Below are 2,929 nucleotides of genomic sequence, written 5' to 3'. Positions count from 1 at the left end.
GCGGACAGGACCGGCAGGTCGCGCTTGCGCAGATGGGCCCGCACCTCGTCGCGCAGCCGCCCCTGGGAGGGGACGCGGTTCAGCAGCAGGGCGACGGGGCGCTTCTCGTCGGCGGCGACCGAGAGGGTGGCGTCGATGGCCCAGACATCGGGCATCGAGGGCTGCAGGGGGATGAGCACGAGATCGGCCGCGCGGATGGCGCGGCGGGCATCGGCATCGGCATGGGGCGGCGTGTCGAGGATCAGGAAGCCGGGAGCCTTGCGGCGCTTCTCCACCATCTGCGACACGCGCCAGCCCGCCGGGGCGTCGAAATCCAGCGCCGGGGCATCCTCCGGCCGTTCCTGGTGCCAACGGCTGAGCGTGCCCTGCGGGTCGGTGTCGAGCAGGGCGACGGGAATGCCCTCGGCCAGCAGGGCGGTCGCCAGGTTAGCCGCCACCGTGGACTTGCCCGCGCCGCCCTTCTGGCTCGCCACCGCCACCACGAATGCCATTGCCGTCCTCTTTCCTGGGGCTGCCGGGTGCCCCCGGAGCCAGGGGCTGCGGGGGCCGGCGCGAATCCGTCCCCGGTGACAGACTGGGGCTTTTCATCCGGTTTGGCGAACGACCCCGCGAGGGGCGGCGCCCACCGGGCCGGTGTCAGGCGACGCCGTGGTCGCGGAACCAGGCGAGCATGCGGCGCCAGCCATCCTCGGCGGCCTCGCGGCGGTAGCTGGGGCGGTAGTCGGCGTGGAAGCCGTGCGGCGCGTCCGGAAGGACCACGATCTCCACCTGCCGGCCGGCGGCGCGGGCCTTTTCCGCCGCCGCCTGCACCTGGGCCACCGGGATGCCCTGGTCGGCGCCCCCATAGAGGCCGAGCAACGGGCATTTCAGCTCGGCGGCCACATCGGTGGGGGTGCGCGGCTGGATGTCGCTGGTGCCGCCGCCGACCGGCCCGTACCAGGCCACGGCGGCCTTCAGGGCGGGGTTCCGGGCGGCGTAGAGCCATGTGTTGCGGCCGCCGCGGCAGAAGCCGGTGACGCCGAGCCGTGTGGTGTCGCCGCGCCCCTCGGCCCTGGCCCAGGCCACGGTGGCATCGAGGTCCGACAGCATGGTGTCGTCGGGCGCCTTGCTGATCACGTCGCGCACGATCTGCTGCACGTCGGTCATCTTCGAGAGATCGGCGAGGCGGGCATAGAGTTCCGGCGCCACGGCGAGGTAGCCGGCCTTGGCGAGGCGGCGACAGATGTCCTTGATGTAGTCGTGGACCCCGAAGATCTCCTCGATCACCAGCACGGTGGGGAAGGGGCCTTCGCCGGCCGGACGGGCGGCATAGGCGGGGATCTGGGCGCCGCCGGTGGGGATCTGCACCTCGCTGGCCCAGAGGCCGACATTGTCCGTCTGGATCACCTGGGCCGCCGCGCCATGGGCGGTGGCCAGGGTCAGGCCGGTCATCAGCGAGGTCATGACGATGGTGCGCCGGTGCAGGCCGCGGCCGTCCGGGGCACCCCCCTGGTTGGCGGTGGACCGTGGGCTGGCAGGTTGGATCAGGCCGTCGAGGCCGTGCAAATCCGTCATCGTCATATCCTTCCGTCCGGCTGGCGCCGGAAAGGGTGGGGACCCCGGCGCATCCGGGGGCGGGGCGCGGCGTTGGCAGGGTGACATGGGGGTGGGGGCGCGGGAAGCTCCCGTCCCCGGTGCTCACGGGCTTCCTATCGTCCGCCGCACCGTTCGACCGGCCGCCCGTCCGCTGTCCCCCCCCCCTGGTCCCCCTGATCCCTCCTGAGGGGCGGCCGGCCTTCGCGAGGAACCTGGCTTGATCCGCAAGACGCACCCCATCCCACCGGAACTGCTGACCCCCGCCGAGATGGCCCGCGCCGATGCGCTGGCCGCCGTCGCCGGGCACCCGACGGCGGCGTTGATGGCGGCCGCCGGGCGGGCGGTGGCGCGGGCGGTGCGCCGGCGCTGGCGACCCCGGCGGGTCGTGGTGCTGTGCGGCCCCGGCGACAACGGGGGCGACGGCTGGGTGGCGGCGCGGCTGCTGGCGCAGGAGGGCTGGCCCGTCGCGGTGGCGGCCCTGGCGGAGCCGCGTCCGGGCGGGGCGGCGGCGGAGGCCGCGGCGCGCTGGCGGGGACCGAGGCTGGGCTGGGACCCGGTGGCGGTGTCGCGGGCAGAGGTGGTGGTGGATGCGGTCTTCGGCGCCGGCCTGTCGCGGCCGGTGGAAAGGACGGTCGCGGATGTGCTGCGTGCCATAGCGGCGCCGGTCCTCGCCGTGGATGTGCCGAGCGGGGTGGATGGCGGCACGGGACAGGTGCGGGGCCAGGCGGCCCGAGCCGTGGCGACCGTGACCTTCGCGCGGCTGAAGCCGGGCCATCTGCTGCTGCCCGGGCGCGAGTTCTGCGGCGAGGTGGAGCTGGCGGAGATCGGCCTGCCGGATTCCGTCATCGCCGAGGTGGGGCCGCGTGCCTTCCGCAACGGGCCCTGGCTGTGGCGCCTGCCGCACCCGTCGGCGGCGATGCACAAGCACGAGCGTGGCCATGTGGTGGTGGCCGCCGGGGCGACCATGCCCGGGGCGGCGCGGCTGGCGGCGGCGGCGGCGCGCCGGGCGGGGGCGGGGATGCTGACGGTTGCCGCGACCTCGCCGGGGGCCGCCTTCATCCTGCGCGGCGTCGCCATGCCCGGCGACATCATCGCCGACCCGCCGCCGGATGCGCTGATTGGCGGCAAGGGGCGGGTCTGGGTCCTGGGGCCAGGCCTGCCGCCGGACGAGCGGGCGGGCGCGTTGCTGGACAAGGTGCTCGCGGCGGGGCAGCCGGTGGTGGCGGATGCCGGGGCGCTGACCCTCTGCGCCGGGAATCCGGAGCGGCTGCGCGGCGCCACCATCGTCACGCCCCATGCCGGGGAGTTCGCGCTGTCTCTTGATCACATCTACGCACAGCTCCACCGTAAGGCG

At 74.8% G+C, this 2,929-nt stretch carries 3 protein-coding genes; 1 reads left to right on the top strand and 2 read right to left on the bottom strand.

Annotated elements, in window-relative coordinates; genetic code table 11:
- Both ROTAS13_RS22165 and ROTAS13_RS22160 read right to left on the bottom strand, forming a co-directional pair.
- A partial coding sequence (locus ROTAS13_RS22165; protein WP_075823455.1) for a ParA family protein occupies nucleotides 1–491 on the bottom strand: 491 nt, incomplete at its 3' end.
- 145 nt (nucleotides 492–636) lie between these two features.
- Nucleotides 637–1,554, bottom strand: coding sequence for a dienelactone hydrolase family protein (locus ROTAS13_RS22160; protein ID WP_216348716.1), 918 nt, complete (start codon nucleotides 1,552–1,554; stop codon nucleotides 637–639).
- Between the two features lie 238 nt (nucleotides 1,555–1,792).
- Between ROTAS13_RS22160 and ROTAS13_RS22155 the strand changes: the two genes are divergently transcribed.
- The coding region (locus ROTAS13_RS22155; protein ID WP_075823454.1) for an NAD(P)H-hydrate epimerase at nucleotides 1,793–2,929 on the top strand (1,137 nt) is incomplete at its 3' end.

The sequence above is a fragment of the Roseomonas sp. TAS13 genome (genome assembly GCF_001950415.1).
In the GTDB taxonomy this organism is placed as follows: domain Bacteria; phylum Pseudomonadota; class Alphaproteobacteria; order Acetobacterales; family Acetobacteraceae; genus Roseomonas; species Roseomonas mucosa.
This window is presented reverse-complemented; position numbering and strand designations above follow the sequence as displayed.